Origin of the sequence: Roseibium sp., from assembly GCF_965229775.1 — a bacterium.
Taxonomy (GTDB): domain Bacteria; phylum Pseudomonadota; class Alphaproteobacteria; order Rhizobiales; family Stappiaceae; genus Roseibium.
Window position 1 is genome coordinate 3,585,238 of sequence record NZ_OZ245929.1, and the last position, 21,018, is coordinate 3,606,255.

The window sequence follows — 21,018 nt, forward strand, 5'->3', positions numbered from 1 at the left end:
GGTCAATGGAGTTCCTCCCGTTTCAGCCCGGCGGCGTAGCGCATGATTTCGTTTTCGTTGATGTGATCGCCGGTCAGGACACCGGCAATCCGGCCCTCGCGCATCACGGCGACCCGGTGGCAGATACCGATGATCTCCGGCATTTCCGACGAGATCACCACGACGGATACGCCTTCGGCGGCAAGGGCGGCAATGAAATGATAGATCTGCTGCTTGGTGCCGACATCGATGCCCCGCGTCGGCTCGTCGATGATCACGATCTTCGGATCGCATTCCATGATCTTGGCAAGCAGCAGTTTCTGCTGGTTGCCGCCGGAGAGCTTGCCGACGGTCACGTTCGGATCGCGTGCGCGCACATCGAAGCGGCGAATGGCGCGTTCCAGGGCCTTTTCTTCCGCCTTCCGGTTGACGGCAAGGGTCTTCACGAATTTCGGCAAGGCGAACAGCGTGAGGTTCGGCTGCATTTTCTTGTCGAGCAGCAGCCCCTTTTCCTTCCTGTCCTTGGTCAGGTAGGCGAGACCCGCGTCCCGGGCCTGGGCAACGCTCATGGCGCCGACCTCGCGTCCGTATAGGCTGACCGCGCCGCTTTCGATCGGCGCAAGCCCGCAAATCGCTTCAAAGACGGCGGTGCGTCCGGAGCCGATCAGGCCGGAAAATCCGAGGATCTCGCCCTTGCGCAAGCCGAAACTGACATCGTGGACGCCGGGCGCCTTCAGGTTCGTGACCTCAAGGACCAGGTCGGCGTCCACATCCGCCTCGTGCATGGGCGGATAAAGATCGGACAGTTCGCGCCCGACCATCATCTGGGCCATGGTATCCGGGGTCAGGTCGCCGGACGGGCGCGTGTCGATCCACTGACCGTCCCTCAGGATCGTGATCCGGTCGGCGATCGCCTTCACTTCATTGAGTTTGTGGGAAACGAACACGATGCCGACGCCGCCGGCCTTCAGCTTCTCCACCTGGCGGAAGAACACATCGGTTTCTTCCTCGGTGAGCACGGCGGTCGGTTCGTCCATGATCAGGATACGCGCATTCCGGCTGACGGCCTTGACGATTTCGACCATCTGTTTCTGCGCGATCGTCAGGTCCGAGATCCGGTCCGCGGGCGAGATATCGAGACCGATCTCGTCCAGGTATTTCTGCACGGTCCGGCGCATGCCGGCGCGATCCAGAAAACCGCGCGAACGGGCCTCTCTTCCCAGAAAGACGTTTTCCTCGACCGTCATCTGTTCGGCAAGGTTGAGTTCCTGGTGAATGAGAACGATGCCGAGTTTTTCCGCGCCGCCATTCGGCGGCAGGTCGGTGGTCTGTCCGTCCAGCCGGATCTGGCCGGATGTCGGATCGTGGAACCCGGAAAGGATTTTCATCAGGGTGGATTTTCCGGCGCCGTTCTCGCCGATCAGCGCGTGCACTTCGCCGGCGCGGACATCCATGCTCACGCTGAACAGGACCGGTACGGGCCCGAATGACTTGCTGATATTGACAGCTTCAATCACCGCCGCCGAAGCGGACGTCGCGGCATCCATCTGAAGATCCTCCCAAGCGCCGCTGATATTGTTTCACACTGGCGCAATGATTCTTATGTAAACGTTTTCACAGTCGATGTAAACCTTTACATTTGCGTTTGTAAACCTTTTCATGAATCAGTTCAGGCTATATACAGCAATGAGTACGTTGAATTTCATGCACTTATCGATGTGCATAGAGCAACGCGGCAGGGATCGTTGAATGAGCGAACCGGTGGACCGTCCGGCGACAATTGAAGATGTTGCAAAGCTTGCGGGTGTCTCCATCGCGACCGTGAGCCGCGCGCTGCGGTCACCGGAGAAGGTTGCTGAGAGCACGCGCAAGAAGGTCACCGCCGCCATCGCACGCACCGGCTATACCGCCAACGCAATGGCGCAGAACCTGCGCATGCAGCGGTCCAAGATGGTGCTGGTGCTTGCGTCCTCGATAGCCGATCCGAATTTCGCCGGCATCCTGACCGGTCTGGAAAAGGCGGCCAACGACCGCGGCTACGGCGTCCTTATCGGCAACACCGAGGGAACCACGGGTCTGGAACAGAATTATCTGCGCTTTCTGTCGACAGGCATGGCCGACGGGCTTGTGCTCCTGACCGGTCACATACCGGTTGCAGGCGAACCGAAGACACCTTTGACGACACTGCCGCCGATCGTCGCCACGGAGCGGCCGGTCAACACCTCCGAGATCAGCTATGTCGGTGTGGACGACGTGGCCGCCTCCAAGATGGCAACGGAGTACCTGATCTCGCTCGGTCATCGCAGGATCACCTTCATCTCCGGCGGACGTGCCGATATCCGCAGCGATCTGAGGCACGAGGGCTACTGCAAGGGATTGAAGGAATCGCCCGAAGCCCTGCGTGACTGGCGCGTCGAGGGAGACGGCACGAGCGAAAGCGGCCGTGCGGCCGTCGAAAGGCTGTTCATCAAGGATGACTTGCCGACCGCGTTCTACTGCTTCAACGACAACACGGCCATCGGGGTCATCTCGGCGTTGCAGCTGCGCGGGTACCGGGTCCCGGAGGACTTCTCCGTTCTGGGCTTTGACGACATTCCTTTCGCCAGCAATTTTTCACCGGCACTGACGACGATCCGCCAGCCGCGTCACCATATCGGCGAAAAGGCGATGAACATTCTGCTCGACCGCCTGGCAAACCGGTCGCTCGAGACGCGTTCGCAGCTTCTGCACGGAGATCTGATCGTGCGCGAAAGCTGCGCGGGCGTTGCCAGGAAACGGAGCTGAACGCGCGACTACGCGCTGGCGCTGCTGCGCGCCGCAGATGTGTCCTGGATGGTTGCGAGGATCTGCTCCGTCACCGCGCGTGTGCCCATGTCGCCGCCGAATTCCATCGGTCGCAGGGCATTTTGCGAAAACCCTGTATCCACGGCTGCATTGATCAGATCCGCCGCATCTGCAAGGCCGGGGTCGTCGAGCTTTTCCGACAGGTAGTCCAGCATCAGTGCGCCGCTGAGAATGGCGGCGAGCGGGTTGGCCTTGTCCTGGCCCATGATGTCGGGTGCACTGCCGTGTGCGGGCTGGAACAGGCCGACCTGATCGCCGATCTCCGCACAGGCGGCCATGCCCATGCCGCCGACCAGCCCGCCGGCCAGGTCCGACAGGATGTCGCCGAACATGTTCTCGGTCACCAGCACGTCGAATTCCCAGGGCTTGCGCACGAGATCAAGCGCCTGCGCATCGACATAGTTGTAGCCCACGTCAACGTCCGGGTACCTTGCTTTCACCTCGTCAAAGAGCTGCCGGAAGAAAGCGAGGGAGGTGAACACATTGGCCTTGTCGACGCAGGTCAGTTTGCCGGAACTGCCGCGTTCGCGCCGCTTGCGGGCAAGGTTGAAGGCAAACTCATGCAGCTTCGTCGTGGTCTTGCGGGTGATCCTCAGAATGTCCTGAACCTCCTCGTCATTGACGACAAGACTGCGATTGTGGGTGGCTGCGGAATAAAACAGACCTTCCGTCGACTCCCTCAGGATGACGAGATCGATTCCGGATGCGCGCGGGTCTGCCAGCCGTTGCGGCGCGTTGGGATAGGCCTTGACCGGTCTGACGCCGGCATAAAGGCCGAAGGCGTCCCGCAGTCTCAGATGGGGTGAAATCTCCGTGCCGTCCGCGTGCCGGATCGACGGCAGGCCGATCGCGCCGAGAAAGATTGCGTCGGCTTCCTCGGCGCGTTTTTCGCCGTCGGCTTCGATATCGCTTCCCGTATCCCTGAAGTAGCCGGCACCTGCATGAATCTCGTCATAGGACGGTTTGGCGTGTCCCGTTTTTTGAAGCGCGGTTTCCACCACGGCCATGGTCGCTTCGGAAACGTCCACGCCGATACCGTCGCCTTTGATCAGGGCAATTCTCATTTTTTTGTCCTCACGTCCATTCAACGTCAAACCGCTTCACGACCATATCTATCTGGTCCTCATTCAGCGCGGTAGCATTTGCGCCACGCAACAGCAACGCGAGTTTAGCAGTCGCTTCCAGCTCTTCCATCGCGTAAACGGCCGCCTGCAGGTCCTTCCCGGCAACAACCGGCCCGTGATTTGCCAGGAGCACGGCGGACCGTTTTCCGGCGAGACCGCGGACCGCATCACCCATCGCCGGATCTCCTGGTACGAAAAACGGAAGCAGCCGGACCTTTCCAAGCAGCATGATTCCGTAGGCGGTCAGGGGAGGCAGTACGTTGTCCGGGTCGATTTCAGGCAGAAGCGACAATGCGACCGAATGACAGGAATGCAGATGCACCACAGCACCGGTCCGGTGCCGCGTTTCATAAAACGCCGCGTGCAGCGGAATTTCCTTGGTCGGTTTGTCCCCGGAAATGAGCGCGCCTTTGTCCGAGAGATGGCTGATGCGGGCCGGATCGAGAAACCCCATGGAAGAGCCCGTCGGCGTCACCAGCAGGCTGCCGTCGGAAAGTCTCGCCGATATGTTGCCCGTTGAGCCGTGCGTCAGGCCCCGGTCGAACATGGACTTTGCGTATGTCGCGATCTGTTCCCGTGTCCGTGCGATTTCGCTCACGAAGCCCCTCCCAGAACCGAGAGCGCTTCGCGGAAAAAGTCCGGGCCTCCGAAATTGCCCGATTTGAGCGCCAGCAGAAGGTCGCTTTCGGCAACCTTGAGCGCAGGCACGCCCGCCGCGATGCGCGGGCCGACTTCAAGCGATTGCGCAGACACGCCGGATACCACGGCGCCGGAGGTCTCGCCGCCGGCGACGACGATCCGTGTCACACCGGACTGCGAAAGAGCCGCGGCAAGATTTGCAAACAGCCGTTCAACGGCTTGAGAGCTCTTTTCCTTGCCGTACTTCGCCTGCGCGGCAGCAACGGTTTCCGGCTCGGCGGACGAATAGAGCAGGGGTGGCTGTTCCTGCTGCAGGGTCCATTCGACAAGCTCTTGAAGGGACAGTCTGTTTTCCATGATGTCGGAGACAGCCAGTTCCCGGCTCGGGGCGTTTGCCTTGAACGTTTCGACCTGTTCGCGCGTGGCAACCGAGCAGGAACCGGAAAGCACGATTGCCTTGCCGTGATGCCCCTGCCACGCGGTATCTCCGGGTGTCGCTCCGAAATTGCCGGGCAGTCCGAGAGCGATGCCCGAACCGCCGACGACCAGTTTCCTGTTTTTCGCGGCACGTCCGATCGCGAACAGGTCGTCATTGGTGATCGCGTCGGCGATGACCATGGACTTGTCGGCTGCCAGATCGGGAGACGCGTCTTCACCTTTGTGGAGACCGGACAGCGACAGGTGCGAAACCGGCCAGTCCGTCTGCCTGGACAGAACCCGGCGAAGATCGGGATCGCGCATGGGCGTAAGCGGATGGTTCTGCATCCCGCTTTCGCTGAGAAGCGTGTCCTTGACGAACAGGTGCCCCTGATAGACCGTCCGTCCGTTTTCCGGGAACGCCGGGCAGACCAGAACGCGGGTCTCGCCGAGACGCTCGGCAAGCGCGGCGGCGACGGGGCCGATATTGCCCTCGTCCGTGGAATCGAAGGTCGAGCAGACCTTGAACACGATCTGCGTGCAGCCCTGGGCGAGAAGCCAGTCGCAGGCTGCGAGCGAGCCTTTCACGGCTTCGGCGGCCGGGATGGTTCGTGACTTCAGTCCGACAACTCCGGCGTCTATGTCGCCGTCCGGCGCACGCTTCGGGACACCAACGAACTGGGCCGTCCGCATGCCGCCCTCCGAAAGCGTCAGCGCAATGTCGGATGCGCCGGTAAAATCGTCTGTGATCACGCCGAGCTTCATGACTTGATCCATTTTTGCGGGCCGGCGTCCAGGCGGATGACATGATCTGGTCCATGTGCGGGGAAGAGATCGCGCACCAGCGGATCGTGTCCCGGCACGACGAGCCTGTCGGAACTCGCCAGCTTGCGAATGGTCTGGAAGCCCTGCAGCATGTCGTCCAGGTCGACCACGATCGGGAACGGTTTGGCTTCAAGGAAGTTTTCGTAATAGTGCGAGGTGTCCGACGCCAGGCACATCCAGCCGGCCTGCGTCAGCACGCGCACGGCCTGGAGCCCCTTGCTGTGGCCGCCCGTGTGATGAACGGTGACGCCTTCGCGGACTTCACCTTCGCCTTCATGGAAGACGACACGTCCGGAATAGAGCCGCTTGACGGCTTCACAGACGTGGTCGACCGTGAACGGCGCCTGCAGGGTGCCGTGACACATGCACGGGCCGGTCGCGTAGGCCATTTCCGCCGCCTGCAGGTGGATGGTGGCGTTTGGAAAGTGTTTCAGACCGCCTGCGTGGTCGTAATGAAGGTGGGTCACGATGATGGTTGAGACCGCTTCGGGATCGATCCCGAGCGGCGCCAGCGCCTCGACGGGGTTCAGCCTGACCGGACGGCCGCGCCGGTCTCCCTCGTCCTGGTCGTAACCGGTGTCCACGAGGATGATCTCGTTGACCCGCCGGAGCACCCAGACGAAGTAGTCCATGTCATGCGGCAGGTGATGTTCGTCATCAAAAAGGAAACTGTCCTTCCGCGTCCGTTCATTCCGGTCGGCATATTTGACGGCAAAAACTTCCCAGGGTGTCATGAACTCACCTTCGAATAGGTCGCGACCGACTTGTCCGCGATCATCGTTGAAACCTGCGCATCGAAGGCAAGAAAATGCGGCGTCTTCAGATGGACCTGAAAGGCTTCGGCGTCATTGTAGATCTCGTAGAGAAAAACCTCGCCGGGCCTGCCCGGGTCGGTGCAGACATCGAACTGGTGGCAACCGGGCTCTTCCTGGAGAGACGCTTTGGCGTTGTCGAGCATCAGGGGCATGAACGTCTCGAACATCCCGTCCCTGATTTCAAATCGGACTGTGACTGCAAACACCTATCTTTCCTCCCTATCGGAACAAGTAGACCATACCCATCGACACGAAGGGAAGGTAGGTGACAGCGAGAAGGGCAGCGATCGCCGCTAGGTAAAGATGCGCCATGTTGCGGGCGATCGACAGGACGCCGACCCCGGAGATCCTCGAGGCGACATAAAGCGTCGCGCCGACAGGCGGGGTAAACAGGCCGACGGCCACGTTGCAGGTCATGATCACACCGAGATGGACCGGATCGACCCCGAACGCCTTGGCTGTCGGCAGGAACAGCGGAGCCGTCAGCAGGATGGCGGGCACCGGATCCAGCACCAGCCCGAGAACCAAGAGGACAATGTTGACCAGGAGCAGGAACATCCACGGGCCGCTTGAAAAGTCCTGAACGAATCCCACCAGGATCTGCGGCATCTGTTCCAGCGTGATCAGCCAGCCGAGGACGGTCGTCGCGCCGATCACGACCATGACGACGGAACTGGTCACGAAGGAATCGACCAGCAGCCTTGGCAAATCCTTCAGCTTGAAGTCCCGGTAGACGACGGTGGTGACAAACAGGCCGTAGACAACGGCCAGGGCCGCGGCCTCGGTCGGTGTCACCCATCCGGTGAAAATGCCGCCGAGGATCAGCACCGGCATGAAAAGGGCCGGGGCCGTGCCGATGAACGAGCTTGTCAGCTCCTGCAAGGTGGTGGTGCGTCCGCCCGGATCGCATTTGCTGGTCTTGCCGACATAGTAGCAGACCGCCATGAACATGGCGCCGAACAGGATGCCGGGGACCATGCCGGCCAGAAACAGGTCCGCGACCGAGACATTTCCGACAAAACCGTAGATCAGCATCGGGATCGAGGGTGGGATAATGATACCGATGGTGCCGGCTGCCGCGACAAGCCCGGCCGCGAATGCGGTGTTGTAGCCTTCCCGCGACATGTTCTTGATCATGACCGATCCGATCGCGGCGCTGTCCGCGATTGCCGATCCTGAAATGCCGCCGAAGATCATCGATGCGCCGACGACGACCATTCCGAGCCCGCCTGCCATGAAGCCGAAGGCGGCACGGGCGAAGCCGATGATGCGCAGTCCGACACCGCCCCGGCTCATCATTTCACCCGCGACGATGAACAGCGGGATGGCGAGGAAGTGGTTGGGTTCGACACCGCCGATGAAGTTCAGGAACAGCGCCTGCAGCGGATAGCCGAGGTCGAACACGATGATGGGAAGAACGGCCGTGATCAGGATGGCCCAGACCAGGGGAATGCCGAGAAAAACCGTCGTCAGGAAAACGGCAACGACAAAAAGCAGGATCATAGCAGTGCCTCGCCACCGTCTGAATGGGTCGCATGGGGAACGACGGGATTGCGAATGTCGAACACCATGTTGAAAAGATGGAAAATCAGCGTGAGGGCCATGCCGACCGGCATGGACGCGTACAGGAGCCCGACCGGCCAATAGAGGACCGTCGTCTTCTGCGCCCAAGTATGAACCGAGATGTTGTATCCGGTGTAGATCAGGCTCATCAGCAGGACGGCGATGATGACGTCGATGGCGATCGAAAGCACGCGTTGGCCGCGATAAGGCATCAACCGTTCGACGATTTCGGTCACGCGCATATGCGCACCTCTTGCGACGGCAGCGGCGCAGCCGATGAACGTGCTCCAGAGCAGCAGGAAGCTGGTGACCTCAAGCGACCAGGCCAGATCGAAGCCGGCAAAACCGCGCAGCGATGCATTGCAGAAAACCAGCGTGACGATGGAAAACCCGCCCAGCATGAGGCAAACGTCCACCAGATGGCTGAGCCAGCGCAGCACAGCCGGATAATGATCTCGGTAATCCAAGGGACTTCTCTTTTTTGAAAAGAGCCGGAACCGATCCGGTTCCGGCCAGTCAATCCGTCAGGTCATGCCTGCACGCCGTTGCAGCCCGGCGTGCAGGGGATGACCTTCCTGCCCGGTCAGTTCTGAGCCGGAAGCGCTTCCCTGATGGCCGCGGCATCGGAAAGGATGTTGTCGACGGCTTCTGCGCCATAGACGTCCTTCGCCTTTGCATAGACCGGCTGAACGGCTTCGCGGAACGGACCGATTTCCGGCACGCTGACCTTGGCGCCTTCCTCGGTCATCTGCGTCAGCTGGCTGTCGACCGAGCTTTTGACGAGGTCACGGCTGAAGGTTGCCGATTCCGCGGCCGCCTTCAGGACGGCTTCCTTGTCTTCATCGGAAAAGGACTGCCAGGTCTTCTCCGCGATGGTCAGCGGCAGCGGGCTGTAGACGTGCCGGGTCAGCGTGATGTGCGGCGCGACTTCGTAGAACCTCAGGGAGTTGATCGTGTCGACCGGGTTTTCCTGACCGTTCACGATGCCCTGCTGGATGGAGAGATAAACGTCGGTGATCGGCATCACCACCGTCTGGAAGCCGATTGCCTCCATGGACCAGCGGATCATGTCATTCGGGAAAACGCGCATTTTCATCGATTCCGCATCGGTCGGCGACGCGAGCGGCTCATTGGTGGTGAAGCTGCGGAAGCCGGCTTCCCAGGTCGACAGGACGCGGAACCCTTTTTCCGGCAGCTTTTCGAATTCGCCCTGCAGCCAGGCCGAGTTGTCATAGAGTTCCCAGCCCTGCTCGTAGGTGTCGACGAGGAACGGCATGGCGGTGAGGTTCAGGGACGGCAGATGCGTTGCATAGCTGCCTGTTGCGGACACAGTGAAGTCGATGCCGCCAAGCTGCAGAAGTTCGATTGCCTTCGGGTCGTTGGCGAGCTGTCCGGACGGGAAGATCTGCACTTCGTAGCGGCCGTCCGTGTACTCGGCGACCTTCTCGGCGAACAGTTCCGCAGCCGCCTGGCGCGAGCCGCCGGGGTTGTCGGTGTGGCTGAACCGAAGCGTTTCAACGGCAAGGGCACTGCCGGCACCTGCGACGACGAGCGCCGCGCTCAAAAACAGGCGGCTCAGGGATTTCTTGTCAAGCATTGGGTCTCCTCCCACGATCGGATTTGAGATCGTATCAATTTACACATTTGTTTGCGTATACGTAATTCAATCCCTTGTCAACTCGGCCCGGCTCCCGTATCACGAAAGGCAACAGGCCGGCGCCGGAACAGCGGGCAAGGGCCCAAAAGAACTGCTAGAAAGACTCGTCTGAAGGGGAGTGAATCGATGGTGGAAGGCAAGGACACCTTGCGCGTCGCCTGCTTGGGAGCCGGCTATTTTGCCCGGTTCCACTACGAAGCCTGGCGGAAACTGCAAAGGGTCAGACTTGTCGGTGCGTGCGACCGCGATCCGGAAAAGGCAAGGGCAACGGGACAATCCGCCTTTGACGACCTGGACACCATGCTCAGGATGACCAGTCCCGACCTGCTGGACATCATCACGCCGCCGCCAACCCACCTGCCTGCAATCACGGCCGCGATTTCAAGGGGTGTCAGGGCGATCATCTGCCAGAAACCGTTTTGCACGTCGCTGACCGAAGCGCGCGAGGCGGCCGATCTTGCGGCAAAGGCGGGCGTCGTGCTGGTGGTCCACGAAAACTTCCGCTTCCAGCCCTGGTATCGTGCCATCAAACAGGCGCTGGACGAAAACCTGATCGGAGATCTTCTCCAGCTCACGTTCCGGCTCCGCACGGGAGACGGGCAGGGGCCGGAGGCTTACCTCGACCGGCAGCCCTATTTTCAGACGATGCCGAAGCTTCTGATCCACGAAACCGGTGTGCACTGGGTCGACACCTTCCGCTACCTCCTCGGGGAGCCCGAAGCCGTATATGCCGACCTTCGCAAACTCAATCCGGTCATCGCCGGAGAGGATGCCGGTTATTTCATCTTCGACTATGCCAATGGCGTGCGGGCGCTTTTCGACGGCAATCGTCTGCTCGACCATGCCGCTGAAAACTGCCGGACAACGCTCGGCGAAGCGCTCGCTGAAGGGACGCGGGGCACCTTGACCCTTGCCGGAGACGGGTCCGTTCATCTGCGCCATTTCGGATCGCTCGAAGACAGCGTCTTGCTTGCCGCAAGGGAATGGGAGGGGTTCGGCGGCGACTGTGTCAGGAACCTCATCAGCCACGTGGTTGACGGGATGCTGGACGGTAAACCATTGGAAAATGAGGCAAGTGACTATCTGAAGGTAATTGCGATAGAACAGGCAATCTATGAGTCCGACCGGTTGGGTCAGAAAATCCGGGAGTTTGCCGTTGCTTGAAGCACCGAAGCCGAAGACGATCACGACACAGGCGATGGAGCAGATCCGTCAGCTGATCTTCGATGGTGAACTTGCGGCCGGATCCGATCACCTGGAAAGCGAGCTTGCCGACCGTCTGGGGATGTCGCGCACACCTGTCAGGGAGGCGACGCTGATGCTCGCCCAGCAGGGGCTCCTTGAAGTCCGTCCGAGAAAGGGCGTTCGCATTTCCTCCCTGTCCCTGACGGACATGGAAGAAATCTATGCCGTCCTGACCGAACTGGAGAGCCTCGCCGCGGAACAGGCGGCGGAAAAGGATTATTCCGAAGACGCTCTGGGTGCGTTGAAGCAGTCGATCGAGGCCATGGAAACCGCGCTGGAGAAACAGGATCGTGAGGCCTGGGCCGTCGCGGACAACGCCTTCCACGAGGAACTTGTGAGGCTGGGCGGCAATTCCAGGGTGGAGACCATCGTGGCGATGATGGCGAACCAGGTCCGGCGTGCGCGCGCCATGACCCTGTTCATCCGCCCCTTGCCGGTCAAGTCGAACGAAGACCACCGCGCTGTCTATGACGCGATCCGGCAGGGCAACCCGGCGCTAGCGCGCGAACGCCACCGCAACCACCGCCGCGATGCGCGCGAGGTTCTGATAGACCTTCTCAAGAAGCACAAGCTGTTTCAGCTCTAGATCCATGGAGCGACATGGCCCGGTTCGTGTCAAAGACCGGCCAGTCAAACGCGGCAGCACGATCCGGTGCAAGAAATCGGCTAGATAAAGTTCCGAAGCGGAAAATATCTAACCTTTGATTTTAAATAAGAAAAATACTCTCTGTTTCGCTACACCTGAAGCCATATTTTATTCCAAAAATTTAATGTAATAATTTTTGAGGGAATACTTTTTTGCGCCTTATTCTCACGCAAACGTGATCGGTGATTGTTGAAAAGCCGAAAATAAGGGCAGTAATCATGGTCGTATCACCTGCACGTCAAACGGGCATTCTCTGGATATTGCTAACGATCGGGACACCCGGCATGAGCCTGGCCGACGCCCCTGAAAAACTCGACCAGGCCGTTCTGAACGAGAAGGTGAAGGAGGATCCCGGCAAGGCCTTCATCGATGCTTTCGATGCGGGAGATGAGCTGACGGAGGCGTCCTTCACGCTGGAGCGTGGTGTCGGCGCCAAGGTCTCTCAGGACGGCCGCCGTTTCACGCGCATGCCCCGGGCGGATCTCGATGCCTTCGGCGAGTGGACCAACCATCTTCCGAAGAGAGAGGCCGGACCGGTCGCCCAGTCCTGCATTTCGTGCCACTCCGCGCCCTATGCCAACGGGGCCGGCCCGAACCCGCTCAACGCCATTGTCGATCCATTACATTCGGGCGACCCTGCAAAGTATCTCCATCGCAACACGCCGCACCTGTTTGCGCTGGGTGCAGTCCAGCGCATTGCGGAGGAAATGACGGCCGAACTGAAAGCCGCCGAGGCGAAGCTTGAAGCGGACGCATGCAAGCTCAACGAGCGGGTGTCAGTGCGGCTTGTCGCCAAGAGCGTTGAATTCGGTACGCTCTCGGCAAAGCCGATGCTCAGTCCGGAAACCGGAACATGTGTTGCGGACTATGATCGCAGCGGCGTCGAGGGCGTTGACGAGGACCTTATCGTCAGGATGTTCGGCTGGAAGGGATCACACGCAACCTTGCGCGCCTTCACGCGCCACGCGGCGCATAACGAACTCGGCATGCAGGCGGAAGAACTCGTGGGAAGTCATGACGGTGATCATGATGGCGTGACCAACGAATTGTCCGTCGGAGACCTCACGGCATTGACCGTCTACATGGCGGCACTGGAACGCCCGGTGTCCAGGCTGGAACTTCATCGCCGCGGAATTCTGCAGCTTGAGCCGGAGGAAAGGGCGCAAATTGAACGGGGCGAGGAAAAGCTCGCCGAAGCGAAATGCACAACTTGCCACATGCCCGTCATGAGCGTGTCCACGCCGATTTTCAGCGAGCCGAGCTTGCAGGAGGGGTTTCAGGAGACCGTGTTCCCGTCCGGCCAGAAAACCGCAGATGCGGGGCTTGCTGCCGACACTGCGATCTGGTTCGACTTGACGAGCGATTCACCGAACAACCACGTTGAGCTTCCTGGCGGCGAGGTCGTCAATCTGGGCGCGTTCCCGAAGGCGGAAGACGGGTCTGCCCTCGTCGCCTGGTATTCCGATTTCAAGCGTCATGACATGGGCGAAAAGCTCGCCGACCCCGTCGACGTGCACGGGTTTGGAGCCTCGGTGTGGCCGACGGCATCACTTGCTGGTGTCGGCTCGACCGGTCCCTGGCTGCACGATGGCAATGCAACGACGCTGGAAGACGCCATCCTGGCCCATGGCGGCGAGGCCGAGGAAAGCCGTCTGGCCTACGAGGCCCTGCCCGAGGAAGACCGTGCGGCTCTGATCGCCTTCCTGGAAAATCTGATCCTGATCGATCTCGACCCGGAAGAAGAAGAGGAAGAACACGCCGCGCGGGACGCTGCACCGGGCGTCGTCCGCAAAGCTGCGCTGGAGGTGAACGCCATTCCGCCCGTCAAACCGGCCGCGCAGTTGCGCTGAGGCGAGAGGTGGCCAAGCCTGAATGCCTGGCCACCATTTTGCGCCGTCATCGATCACAGACACCCTGGGCTGAAAGGGCCAAGTAGCTTCCCGCAACGCCTCCGCATCCTGAGGAAGGCCGCAGGCCTGTCTCGAAGGATGGGCGGCAGTCTCCGAGCAAGTATCCCATCCTTCGAGACGAACCTTTCGGTTCTCCTCAGGATGAGGAGAAGGGAACGGCAAGCTTTAGGGCCAATGTATACGCGCGGCATCAACGAGTTCACGGCAGTCGCGTAGACAAGTCGTCAGGCGATTGGACCCAGAATCTGCGCTCTTGCTTGTCCGGGGTGACGCCCGTACGGCAAACCGGGATGATGAGATAGAAGTGTCTCACTTCGTATCTGTGCGCTGTTCAAGACTTCCACCCTCATCCTGAGGAAGGCCGCAGTCCTGTCTCGAAGGATGGGCGGCAGTCTCCGAGCAAACAGCCCATCCTTCGAGACAGCGCGTTGCGCTTCCTCAGGATGAGGCAGGGGGTCAAATACCCGGACGAGGGAAGTGACACGTCCCTGCATTCATGTCGTTCCATCGTCATCCCGGACGAGCGGAGCAAGATCCGGGACCCACTCCTTTCCGGAGCAGTTCATGGGCTGACAGCAACCGGCTGCAAAAGTCCGTCATTCCGGACAAGTGCAGCGCCAGCTGCATGCAGATCCGGAATCCAGATGTAATTCGCGCCGAAGGCGTGACTGTTTACGGTCATATCGGCATGAGTGTTCGCTTCGCTCACGCAGATTTCTGGATTCCAGATCCGCGTTCAGCATCGCCTCACTTGTCTGGAATGACGGCTAGGGGAACGCTGTACCCCTCATCGTCATCCCGGACGAGCGGAGCGAGGCTGCGCGCTGATCCGGAACAAGTGCCCGGCTTGACACGGTAACCAGACGTCCTTCGCACCGAAAGCGCGGCTTCATCCCCCCTGCCAGGTCCTGATCGCTTCGATGGGATAGACAAGCATGATGACATTGAGGGTCAGGTTGTCGCGGATCACCCAGAGCGCCAGCAGCTCGAAGATGACGGCGACGAGGATCGTCACCCAGACCGGCACGCGCCAGGCGAAGAAGAACCCGGCCAGCATCCAGAGGATGTCGAAGACAGAGTTGAGCACGCTGTCACCTGTGTAGCCGACGGCAATGGTCGCCTCGCGGTACCGGTCGATGATCCAGGGGCTGTTTTCGGCAACTTCCCAGGCTGCTTCGAGGAAGATCGCCCCGAGCGCGCGCTCGCAAACCGTGCTGCGGCGGAACAGGAGCCAGAGCACCCAGTAGAATATGAAGCCGTGAATGATATGGGAGAACGTGTACCAGTCGGCGATATGCTGGGACGAGCCGGCAAGATCGTCCGCCGGTGTCCAGAAGAGAACATAGCCGCAGTCACAGATCGGAATGCGGCCCATCGCCAGCAGGATGACAGCCGTCGCGACGATCATCAGGAGGCCGATGATCAGGCATTTTTTCTGGCTCATAGGATCACTCTTCTTGCTGAAATCACTCTGGAGAAGAGTGTTTTGACGAATGTGGCTGCGCTTTCTCGCTCAAAGATCGAAGATAGATTTCGAGCCTGCCGGCGCATGGGTCGCTGTAAAGTTCGGCTGCATCATAGGGAAGATTGAACATGTATTGGACTGAGGACCGTTCGTCGGGATACGAACCGTAGTCGCAGTAACCTGTTTCCGTTCCAGGCCTGTCCAGCCTGTTTTGTGCCATTGCTTGCGCCAGTGATTTTTTAAAGAACCTTATCTGTTCGAGATCTTGGTCAGGAATAGCCTCATCGAGGCAGTTGTACACTTCGCCATCGGGTCCGGAGAAGAGCACGACATTTTTCCCAGCCGGAAGTTTGCTTCGGACCGAGGCCACTTTTTCTACAATGCTCAGCCACGAGACCGGACAAGTGGAACTATGGATCGTCTGACCGGCAGAAACGCTGGAATCCAAGATACCCAAGATCAGAATGGAACTTCGAAACCAATTGTTCGACGCATACTTTATCAATCTGGAACGCAATGGCTTAGCCAACTTGAACCTTCCTCCGCTTCGGCAAACCAGCAGTCCTTCGCTTGAGGTGTCTTTTCACATTCGCGCTGGATATTGGACCGGTTTCCCTCTATGACCTTGCGCCAACGAAACATCAATCCGTCCGGCCACCAAGAGTGTTGTTGCGCACCGGTTTCAACCGTCGCGATTGCGCAGCCGCTGCCGGCTCAACGGACCAGGAGACCTTCATGTCTGGCCTCAACGGTACAGCGCCGTTTCAAGCACGGCGTACGTTTGCAATCATTTCCCACCCGGATGCCGGCAAGACCACCTTGACCGAAAAGCTGCTTCTGTCGGGTGGCGCGATCCGGGCCGCCGGGCAGGTGCGGGCGCGCGGCGAGCGCCGCCGGGCGCGCTCAGACTGGATGAAGATCGAGCAGGAACGCGGCATCTCCGTCTCGTCCTCGGTCATGACCTTCGAGCGCAAGGGCATCGTCTACAATCTGCTCGATACGCCGGGCCACGAGGACTTTTCCGAAGACACCTACCGCACGCTGACCGCCGTGGACGCGGCGATCATGGTGATCGACGCCGCCAAGGGCATCGAGACGCAGACCCGCAAGCTGTTCGAGGTCTGCCGCCTGCGCGACATTCCGATCATCACCTTCGTCAACAAGATCGACCGGGAAGGCCGCCACGCGCTGGAGATCCTGGACGAGGTGCAGGAAGCGCTCGCGCTTGACGTCTCGCCCCAGACCTGGCCGGTCGGTATGGGCTCCGACTTCTTCGGCGTCTATGACTGGCAGCAGAAGAAGTTCCACACCTCGGAGGGCGAGCGCGGCGGACCATACGCCGAAACAAAAGACGTCACCGGTCTTGAGGACGAGGTGCTGACGTGCACCGTGTTCGACCGGATCATGGAGGAGCTCACCGAGAACGTGGAACTCGGCGCGGAAGGCTATGCCGAATTCGACAAGGAGAGCTTTCTCGAGGGCCACCTGACCCCGGTCTTCTTCGGCTCTGCTCTGCGCGACTACGGCATCGAGGAAGTGCTCGACTTCATCGCCGACAATGCCCCGGCACCGCATTCCCAGCCGGCAACCGGCGGACGCACGATCATGCCGGAAGAGGACAAGGTCACCGGCTTCGTCTTCAAGGTACAGGCCAACATGGATCCGAAGCACCGCGACCGCATCGCCTTCGTGCGCCTGTGTTCGGGCACCTTCAAGCGCGGCATGAAGCTGAAACACGTACGCGCGAACAAGCAGATCGCCGTCTCCGCTCCGATCTTCTTCTTTGCCGAGGAACGCGAAATCGCCGACCTGGCCTATCCGGGCGACGTCATCGGTGTGCCCAACCACGGCCAGCTTCGTGTCGGCGACACGCTGACCGAGGGCGAGAACATCCACGTCACCGGCCTTCCGGCCTTCGCGCCGGAAATCCTGCGCCGCGTGCGCCTGTCCGACACCATGCGTGTCAAGCAGATGCGCCAGGGCCTGCAGGACCTCGCCGAGGAGGGCCTTGTCCAGATCTTCAAGCCGGATCTCGGCTCCAACTGGATCGTCGGCGTGGTCGGTGCCCTGCAGCTCGACGTCGTTGTCGACCGGCTGAAGGCCGAATACGGCACCGAGATCGGTTTTGAAGCGGTGCCCTACAACACCGCCCGCTGGATCGAGACCGATAGCCAGACGCTGCAGAAGATCATCGAGGGTCACCGCATGTCGGTTGCCAACGACCGCGATGACAAGCCGGTGTTCCTGTTCAAGAACGCCTGGGAAGTCGGTCATATCACTGAGAAATTCCCCGATGTGACTTTCCGCGAAACCCGCGAGATCGTCTACGAGGCGTAACACTCCCGATCCGCCAATGACCTGCAACCTCAGACCCCTGACGCCACACGACCTGGACCTGATCTGCCGACAGCGCAACGACATGTTCCGCTCGATGGACCTTGGCGAAGACCTGATTGCCCGGATGGACCCCGCCTTCCGCGCATGGCTTCGGGACCGGCTTGCCGACAGGGTCTATTTCGGGTTTGTCGCCGACCTGGACAATCGTCCCGTTGGCGGCATCGGTTTGATGGAGATCGAGTTTCCGCCGCATCCGGCCCATCCCGAAACCACCAGACGGGGCCGTATTCTGAACCTTTTCGTGGAGCCCGAGGCGCGCGGGCAGGGCGTTGCCCGGCAACTGATGCAGGCTGCCGAGAGCGAATTCAGAAAGCGCGGTCTGACCTATGCCGTTCTCCACGCTACGGACATGTCCCGTCCGCTCTACGAACAGGACGGCTGGCGGAGGACGGCTGAAATGGAAAAGGTTCTGGCGCCGGATTGATGTCTCTCCGGCTCCAGAGCCAAGAGAACCTCCGCCCTGGCGCGAACTGGAATCACGGGTTTCCAGTTTCTTGTCATCCCTGCGAAGGCAGGGATCCAGTAATCACGTGCTCGACCGACTGGTCCGGTTCTTCGCACACGGACGATTGATTCCCGGTCTTCTCGCTTGTGCTGCAATCCGGGACGGCTATTTGGGAATGACAATCTCATTCTGAGGAGGGCCGTAGGGTACATCCCGAAGGATGGGCACTCTGCAGATGCCAAGTGGCTCATCCTTCGAGACAGCGCTGCCGCGCTTCCTCAGGATGAGGTTTTTCACACTCAACTGTCATGCCGATCCGGCGGGGTGTGATTGACGCGTTTTCCAGGTCATGCCATGGCTCGACCATGGCATCCATGCCGATCCGGTGCCGCTCGACGAACTTCCCGATTCGAGCGCAAACGGCATGGATTGCAGCGTCAGGCCCTGCAATGACGATCGGAAGGGCGCGCGATTTTGGCTTCCTATCGCAGGCACTTCCCCCTAAGGACGAGCACGCAGGCGGAACCAGTCGACATGGGTCAGCTGCCGGCGGCATGGCATACCAAGATCGAAATTGATTTCGTGCGCCATTCGCAGGAAACTTACGGGAAGCGTCCAAAAGCCTGTTGAGGTTTGCGGACACGGAACAACAAGAGCCCGTGCCACGATGCGTGACAGGATGGGCCGTGCCGCAATCGACGGGGAGCTTCCATGGCAGATTATGACAAGAATCCCTCGCCGTATCTGCAGCAGTCGGTTGCCGACAACCCCTACCGGTTGCTTGAATGGACGACCTTCCTGAACGTGCTTGGCTCCGTCGACGGCAGGAGGATTCTGGATCTTGCCTGCGGTGATGGCCGTCTGACGCGTGTCCTGGCTCATGGCGGCGCAGCGGAGGTTCTCGGGCTCGACGTCTCGGAAGAAATGCTGGACCGCGCCCGCGCGCAGAACGCGGAAGGGCAGCCTGAAGCCTTCGCCGACAGGGTCACCTACGCCGAAATCAGCGCGGCGGACGAGACGTTTCAGATGACACCGCCGGCGGACATCGTCACGGCGATGTATCTCTTCCATTATGCGCATAGTGGTGAAGAACTCGACCGGATGGCAGACCTGATCGGCCGCAACCTGGCGCCCGGAGGAAGGTTCGTCACCTACACCATCAATCCGGACTATGACTTCACCAGCGCGCCGGACGACATGGAGACCCGCATCGGTTTCCGCTACCGCATCATCGAACCACCGGCGCACGCGCTCGTGATCGGGGACTTCGAAGTGCCGATCTGGCAGTGGAGCCGGGAGCAGCATGAACAGGCCCTGCACCGCGCCGGGCTCAAAAATGTCCGCTGGCATCCCTTGAAATTTCCGCCGGATCAGGAACATCACCTTGTCGGCTGGGCCTGGTATCTCGACAACCCGAGCTGTATCGTGCTCTCGGCGGAAAAGGCCGGTTAGGCATTACCAATTCGCTGCACAAGATCACGGCTTCAAGGCCGCTTTTCGAGTAGTCCGGTTTGCGCCTCGCGTGACGGCAAATTGCCGCGGCGCGTTCGCGGGCGCGGCTTTTTCTCGTTTTCGTATTGATTCAGGAAATGATTCAACTTCGGAACGAAACGCTCTAAACTCCTACAAAGACTCATCTAATCCGGCCGCAGCCGCTCTTCATCCAGAACTTTAACGCCGCCACGATTACCCGCCTGTTGCCGATGCGTGGGTGAAACGCGTTAGGATCCTTGTCCAAAGGGATGCAATGTCCGAACAGAAAACGAAACTGACACCGAGGGCAATCGTCGCCGCATCCAGTGGCAACGTCCTGGAGTGGTATGACTTCACCGTTTACGGCTTTCTCGCCCCGACGCTGGCAACCCTGTTTTTCCCCTCCGAGGACAAGCTGGCCTCGCTCTTGTCCGCATTCGCGGTCCTCGCGGTCGGTTACGCGGCGCGGCCTGTCGGCAGCGTCATATTCGGACATATCGGCGACCGGGTCGGCCGCAAGGCAGCGCTGATGATTTCCGTGCTCCTGATGGGCGGCGGATCGTTTTCGATCGCCGCGCTGCCAACTTATGAGCAGGTCGGACTGACGGCCGCGTTCCTGCTCGTGGCGATCCGGATCGTTCAGGGCATATCCGTCGCCGGGGAATATACGGCGTCCGGCGTGCTGCTGGTCGAACAGGCGGGCGAAGGGCGCAAGGCGATGACCGGCGCCTGGGTTGCCTTTGCCATGATGTGGGGCTGTGTCCTCGGCTCGGCCGTTCCGGCCGGGCTCAGTTCCATCCTGAGTTCGGAACAGATGACAGACTGGGGCTGGCGGATACCGTTTGCGCTTGGCGGCCTGGTCGCGATCTTCAGCGCGATCCTGCGTTTGAACCTGACCGAAAGCGAACGATCAGCAGACGCGGGTGACGGCACGTCTCCGGTCATCCAGAGCCTGCGGGATCATTCGGCACTCATCGGACAGATGGTCCTGTTGCTGATCCCGACGGCGGTCATCTACTTTGTCATCTACGTCTATGCGGTGTCCTATCTGGGCTCCGAAGCCGGGTTTTCCTCTGCGGCAGCGCTGGACATCACCACGATCAACCTCATCGTCATGGCGCTCTTCGTGCCGGTCTGCGGCCTGGCGGCGGACCGGTTCGGCTTGCGCCCTGTCTTCATGGCCGGGGCCGTTGCGACGCTGGTTCTGGCCGGGCCGAGCTGGTGGCTGATGCACCGGACGGACGTGTTTTCCGTGTTTGCGGGCCAGTTGGGCCTGACGCTCAGCAGCACGGCGGGCTGGGCACTGTCGGTAACGGCTCTGACGCTGACGGCCCCGGCACACCTGCGCTGCAGCGTGGTTGCCCTCGGCTACAACATCTGCATGGCCGTCTTCGGCGGAACGACTCCGATGATCGCAACCTATCTGGTCAACAGGACGGGCGACGACTATGCACCGGTCTACTATGCGCTCGCCGCAACGCTTGTTGCCATCCCCGTCATCTGGCGCTTGCCGAAGCTTATAGGCAGGGCAGGGCAGTTTGCGACGCCCGGTACCGCGAACGCGGCATGAATGC

19 protein-coding genes are annotated in these 21,018 nt (G+C 60.4%); 8 read left to right on the plus strand and 11 right to left on the minus strand.

The window, feature by feature from the left end:
* Positions 1-2 precede the first annotated feature (2 nt).
* The gene (locus ACO07N_RS16185; protein ID WP_421982006.1) at positions 3-1,526 is read right to left on the minus strand and encodes a sugar ABC transporter ATP-binding protein; all 1,524 of its coding nucleotides are present in this window, start codon (positions 1,524-1,526) and stop codon (positions 3-5) included.
* 202 nt (positions 1,527-1,728) lie between these two features.
* On the opposite strand from ACO07N_RS16185, the gene ACO07N_RS16190 reads away from it, so the two are divergent.
* Complete coding sequence (locus ACO07N_RS16190; protein WP_421982007.1) at positions 1,729-2,763, plus strand: LacI family DNA-binding transcriptional regulator; 1,035 nt, start codon at positions 1,729-1,731, stop codon at positions 2,761-2,763.
* Between the two features lie 8 nt (positions 2,764-2,771).
* Here ACO07N_RS16190 and ACO07N_RS16195 read toward each other — a convergent pair whose 3' ends face one another.
* The 8 genes from ACO07N_RS16195 to ACO07N_RS16230 all read right to left on the minus strand — a co-directional run bounded on the left by ACO07N_RS16195 (position 2,772) and on the right by ACO07N_RS16230 (position 9,803).
* On the minus strand, positions 2,772-3,887 hold the full coding sequence (locus ACO07N_RS16195) for an isocitrate/isopropylmalate dehydrogenase family protein (RefSeq protein ID WP_421982008.1): 1,116 nt from the start codon (positions 3,885-3,887) through the stop codon (positions 2,772-2,774).
* A gap of 10 nt (positions 3,888-3,897) precedes the next feature.
* Complete coding sequence (gene otnC, locus ACO07N_RS16200) at positions 3,898-4,545, minus strand: 3-oxo-tetronate 4-phosphate decarboxylase (protein WP_421982009.1); 648 nt, start codon at positions 4,543-4,545, stop codon at positions 3,898-3,900.
* Positions 4,542-5,768: a 3-oxo-tetronate kinase gene (gene otnK / locus ACO07N_RS16205; RefSeq protein WP_421982010.1), complete on the minus strand. Its 1,227-nt coding sequence runs from the start codon at positions 5,766-5,768 to the stop codon at positions 4,542-4,544. Before otnK ends, otnC begins: the two co-directional genes overlap by 4 nt.
* Complete coding sequence (locus tag ACO07N_RS16210) at positions 5,765-6,562, minus strand: N-acyl homoserine lactonase family protein (protein ID WP_421982011.1); 798 nt, start codon at positions 6,560-6,562, stop codon at positions 5,765-5,767. The genes otnK and ACO07N_RS16210 overlap by 4 nt, the downstream gene beginning before the upstream one ends.
* Positions 6,559-6,849 carry a putative quinol monooxygenase gene (locus tag ACO07N_RS16215; RefSeq protein WP_421982012.1) on the minus strand — a complete coding sequence of 97 codons (291 nt, stop codon included), beginning with the start codon at positions 6,847-6,849 and terminating at the stop codon, positions 6,559-6,561. Before ACO07N_RS16215 ends, ACO07N_RS16210 begins: the two co-directional genes overlap by 4 nt.
* A gap of 13 nt (positions 6,850-6,862) precedes the next feature.
* Positions 6,863-8,146 carry a TRAP transporter large permease gene (locus tag ACO07N_RS16220; protein ID WP_319386462.1) on the minus strand — a complete coding sequence of 428 codons (1,284 nt, stop codon included), beginning with the start codon at positions 8,144-8,146 and terminating at the stop codon, positions 6,863-6,865.
* Entirely contained in the window at positions 8,143-8,673 is a 531-nt protein-coding gene (locus tag ACO07N_RS16225) for a TRAP transporter small permease (protein ID WP_421982013.1), read from the minus strand. Before ACO07N_RS16225 ends, ACO07N_RS16220 begins: the two co-directional genes overlap by 4 nt.
* A 116-nt stretch (positions 8,674-8,789) precedes the next feature.
* Complete coding sequence (locus ACO07N_RS16230) at positions 8,790-9,803, minus strand: TRAP transporter substrate-binding protein (RefSeq protein ID WP_421982014.1); 1,014 nt, start codon at positions 9,801-9,803, stop codon at positions 8,790-8,792.
* Between the two features lie 186 nt (positions 9,804-9,989).
* Here ACO07N_RS16230 and ACO07N_RS16235 point away from each other — a divergent pair, with 186 nt between their 5' ends.
* The 3 genes from ACO07N_RS16235 to ACO07N_RS16245 all read left to right on the plus strand — a co-directional run bounded on the left by ACO07N_RS16235 (position 9,990) and on the right by ACO07N_RS16245 (position 13,604).
* Positions 9,990-11,027 (plus strand): Gfo/Idh/MocA family protein, encoded by a 1,038-nt coding sequence (locus tag ACO07N_RS16235; RefSeq protein ID WP_421982015.1) that lies wholly within the window; start codon positions 9,990-9,992, stop codon positions 11,025-11,027.
* Positions 11,020-11,694, plus strand: a complete 675-nt coding sequence (locus tag ACO07N_RS16240; protein ID WP_421982016.1) for a GntR family transcriptional regulator — start codon at positions 11,020-11,022, stop codon at positions 11,692-11,694. The genes ACO07N_RS16235 and ACO07N_RS16240 overlap by 8 nt, the downstream gene beginning before the upstream one ends.
* A gap of 344 nt (positions 11,695-12,038) precedes the next feature.
* Complete coding sequence (locus tag ACO07N_RS16245) at positions 12,039-13,604, plus strand: di-heme oxidoredictase family protein (protein WP_421982017.1); 1,566 nt, start codon at positions 12,039-12,041, stop codon at positions 13,602-13,604.
* A 949-nt stretch (positions 13,605-14,553) separates the two neighbouring features.
* Here ACO07N_RS16245 and ACO07N_RS16250 read toward each other — a convergent pair.
* Positions 14,554-15,108 carry a DUF2585 domain-containing protein gene (locus ACO07N_RS16250; RefSeq protein WP_421982018.1) on the minus strand — a complete coding sequence of 185 codons (555 nt, stop codon included), beginning with the start codon at positions 15,106-15,108 and terminating at the stop codon, positions 14,554-14,556.
* 22 nt (positions 15,109-15,130) lie between these two features.
* Positions 15,131-15,658: a hypothetical protein gene (locus ACO07N_RS16255; protein WP_421982019.1), complete on the minus strand. Its 528-nt coding sequence runs from the start codon at positions 15,656-15,658 to the stop codon at positions 15,131-15,133.
* A 206-nt stretch (positions 15,659-15,864) separates the two neighbouring features.
* On the opposite strand from ACO07N_RS16255, the gene ACO07N_RS16260 reads away from it, so the two are divergent.
* The 4 genes from ACO07N_RS16260 to ACO07N_RS16275 all read left to right on the plus strand — a co-directional run bounded on the left by ACO07N_RS16260 (position 15,865) and on the right by ACO07N_RS16275 (position 21,014).
* Positions 15,865-17,466: a peptide chain release factor 3 gene (locus ACO07N_RS16260; protein ID WP_421982020.1), complete on the plus strand. Its 1,602-nt coding sequence runs from the start codon at positions 15,865-15,867 to the stop codon at positions 17,464-17,466.
* A 16-nt stretch (positions 17,467-17,482) separates the two neighbouring features.
* Complete coding sequence (locus tag ACO07N_RS16265; RefSeq protein WP_421982021.1) at positions 17,483-17,950, plus strand: GNAT family N-acetyltransferase; 468 nt, start codon at positions 17,483-17,485, stop codon at positions 17,948-17,950.
* Between the two features lie 732 nt (positions 17,951-18,682).
* The gene (locus ACO07N_RS16270) at positions 18,683-19,423 is read left to right on the plus strand and encodes a class I SAM-dependent methyltransferase (protein WP_421982022.1); all 741 of its coding nucleotides are present in this window, start codon (positions 18,683-18,685) and stop codon (positions 19,421-19,423) included.
* A gap of 295 nt (positions 19,424-19,718) precedes the next feature.
* Positions 19,719-21,014, plus strand: a complete 1,296-nt coding sequence (locus ACO07N_RS16275; RefSeq protein ID WP_421982023.1) for an MFS transporter — start codon at positions 19,719-19,721, stop codon at positions 21,012-21,014.
* Positions 21,015-21,018 lie beyond the last annotated feature (4 nt).

What these genes read in the sequence shown, in the direction of transcription:
- ACO07N_RS16235 (WP_421982015.1), top strand. Translation starts at nt 9,990, where the DNA reads ATGGTGGAAGGCAAGGACACCTTGCGCGTCGCCTGCTTGGGAGCCGGC.
- ACO07N_RS16265 (WP_421982021.1), top strand. Translation starts at nt 17,483, where the DNA reads ATGACCTGCAACCTCAGACCCCTGACGCCACACGACCTGGACCTGATC.
- otnK (WP_421982010.1), bottom strand. Translation starts at nt 5,768, where the DNA reads ATGAAGCTCGGCGTGATCACAGACGATTTTACCGGCGCATCCGACATT.
- ACO07N_RS16220 (WP_319386462.1), bottom strand. Translation starts at nt 8,146, where the DNA reads ATGATCCTGCTTTTTGTCGTTGCCGTTTTCCTGACGACGGTTTTTCTC.
- ACO07N_RS16275 (WP_421982023.1), top strand. Translation starts at nt 19,719, where the DNA reads ATGTCCGAACAGAAAACGAAACTGACACCGAGGGCAATCGTCGCCGCA.
- ACO07N_RS16250 (WP_421982018.1), bottom strand. Translation starts at nt 15,108, where the DNA reads ATGAGCCAGAAAAAATGCCTGATCATCGGCCTCCTGATGATCGTCGCG.
- ACO07N_RS16210 (WP_421982011.1), bottom strand. Translation starts at nt 6,562, where the DNA reads ATGACACCCTGGGAAGTTTTTGCCGTCAAATATGCCGACCGGAATGAA.
- ACO07N_RS16195 (WP_421982008.1), bottom strand. Translation starts at nt 3,887, where the DNA reads ATGAGAATTGCCCTGATCAAAGGCGACGGTATCGGCGTGGACGTTTCC.
- ACO07N_RS16270 (WP_421982022.1), top strand. Translation starts at nt 18,683, where the DNA reads ATGGCAGATTATGACAAGAATCCCTCGCCGTATCTGCAGCAGTCGGTT.
- ACO07N_RS16190 (WP_421982007.1), top strand. Translation starts at nt 1,729, where the DNA reads ATGAGCGAACCGGTGGACCGTCCGGCGACAATTGAAGATGTTGCAAAG.
- ACO07N_RS16260 (WP_421982020.1), top strand. Translation starts at nt 15,865, where the DNA reads ATGTCTGGCCTCAACGGTACAGCGCCGTTTCAAGCACGGCGTACGTTT.
- ACO07N_RS16185 (WP_421982006.1), bottom strand. Translation starts at nt 1,526, where the DNA reads ATGGATGCCGCGACGTCCGCTTCGGCGGCGGTGATTGAAGCTGTCAAT.
- ACO07N_RS16230 (WP_421982014.1), bottom strand. Translation starts at nt 9,803, where the DNA reads ATGCTTGACAAGAAATCCCTGAGCCGCCTGTTTTTGAGCGCGGCGCTC.
- ACO07N_RS16245 (WP_421982017.1), top strand. Translation starts at nt 12,039, where the DNA reads ATGAGCCTGGCCGACGCCCCTGAAAAACTCGACCAGGCCGTTCTGAAC.